Source organism: Nocardia carnea NBRC 14403 (assembly GCF_000308515.1).
Lineage (GTDB): Bacteria > Actinomycetota > Actinomycetes > Mycobacteriales > Mycobacteriaceae > Nocardia > Nocardia carnea.
Window position 1 is genome coordinate 1 of record NZ_BAFV01000095.1, and the last position, 1833, is coordinate 1833.

A 1833-nucleotide genomic window follows, 5' to 3' on the forward strand; every position below is an offset into this window, starting at 1 on the left:
CGCTGCAAGCAACGCCTTAGGTCGATCAGTCAAGTCGACTGGGATTGCCAGTTGCTGGTTTCTGGGTGCGTTTCCCCCAGCGGTCGTAAGCTGCCTGTCTGGTGACCCCGCAAGCAGACCCGATCTGCACCCAAGTGGCACCAGCGCTGCGCGCCGATTTCGCCGCGAGCTCCAGGTCCACATTCGCCTGGTGACGGATCCGCAGTTTCGTCAACTCGAACTCGATCCATATTTCACCCGTCAGCGGCTCGATACCCACTGGCCTTGCGATGCCGTCCTGCTCCGCTGCCTCGTTAAGTAGCTGCCCAGCGAGCTCGTCACATTTGCGGTGGATGTCCAACGTTAGCTGGGCAACCGCCTTAGCAATGTCCGATTCACTTACCGCCGGAACGGCACGTCCCTGAGGGTCAGGCGATTCAATACTCACAGTGTCAAGAAAACCATTACATCAAAGTTCGCGTCAAGATTTGCTTGACGCACATCTGTGTGACATTAAGCCCATTTGGGCCTATTGTCCCCGCAAGACTGTCATCGGGATATCGGAAGCTACCAAACCGGTTGTGAGCCCCATCACTGCAAGCCTGTGATGTTTGGCACAGAAGTATCAACTGCTAGTTCAGATTTGCCTACTGGCGCTATGTGTAGCGTCGCCTGACCAGCAAATTTTGCCAGGAATTCGCCAGCAAGCCTGCCGAGGGGATTCATCCAACGAATTTCTGCGCGTTACTGATTCGTGATTGCGGGGTGCATGAGGGTTAAAGTTCAACCAAGCCACAGCGTTCCGCCGAACGGCAGCGCAGCAAATGCGACAGCGGTCCCCAACCCGGGGGTGTGCTCCCCCCTCTTGCCCAGGAAGGAGCATCGTCCTCGACGGTCCGCCGTGGTGCCCCCTGTTCAGAAGCAAATTGAAGGAGCCGCCGATGGCGACCATAACCCGTAGCTCCGATTGGATCAATCTGATCCAGGACGTTCCAAGCGATTCTTCGCCGGCGTCAACCTGCCAACACCTGACCTGCGCCCATATCGAGGCTGTAGATACCCTCGCAAAGCTCACTGACAACACGACAGCGTTCGCCCTCTCCTTCTGCCTGGCAGTCGCGATCGCGGTAATCGCCTGGCTGGTGATGGCAATCGGGCACAGCATGAACGGCGCCACGAAGATTCAAGCCGCGCTCCGGGGCGCTGCCGCTTTTGGTGCCACCTTCGCCGGGGGACTCTCGGTAATCACCGTCTTGTCACTACTTCCGTAGCGCACGCCGAGCGGAAACTACGTGGTCGGCAACACGGCCTTGCCTGGCAGTGTGAGGCCCTGGCCGTGTCACCGAGTTGTCACAAGTCCACGCGACAGCCGCGGACAGTGCGAGACTCCTACGGAGGTGTTTCAGCACCTCCCGTAGGAGCGCGGACGATCGCGATACCAGCGCGGACACAACGTATTCGACTCGTAATGAAGAGGTCGAAAGGCGGTGGCTGGTGACGACAGAGCCGACGGCAATGGCGACGACAGCAAATCCTCGCGCCCCTCTACGGACATCCACTGAGCGCGGAACGCCGCGGTCGGCGGCGCGTGCCGTGCCTGGCAGTTTGAGGTCAGGGACAAGGATGCCGAGCTTCGCCCATGGGGCCGGACGTGTGCGAAAGCGCCGTTGTTCAACCCGATCGATTTGGCCATACTCCTGCCGGAATCGCGGCACGCAAGTGGAGCTTATCTATCAGTCTCAGGCGTCGGTGTGTTGATCACGCAGCGCTCGTCGGCGAATCTTGCCGGTCTGTGTTTTCGGCAGGTCCGTAAGAATCTCGACCGCCCTGGGACGCTTGTAGGGTGCGAGGCGG

At 59.5% G+C, this 1833-nt stretch carries 2 protein-coding genes; one reads left to right on the top strand and one right to left on the bottom strand.

Features of this window, described 5'->3' with window-relative positions; all coding sequences use genetic code 11:
* Nucleotides 1-25 precede the first annotated feature (25 nt).
* Nucleotides 26-427, bottom strand: coding sequence for a hypothetical protein (locus ON22_RS26680; RefSeq protein ID WP_156052493.1), 402 nt, complete (start codon nt 425-427; stop codon nt 26-28).
* 493 nt (nt 428-920) lie between these two features.
* On the opposite strand from ON22_RS26680, the gene ON22_RS26685 reads away from it, so the two are divergent.
* Nucleotides 921-1250: a hypothetical protein gene (locus ON22_RS26685; RefSeq protein WP_043740707.1), complete on the top strand. Its 330-nt coding sequence runs from the start codon at nt 921-923 to the stop codon at nt 1248-1250.
* Nucleotides 1251-1833: the final 583 nt, after the last annotated feature.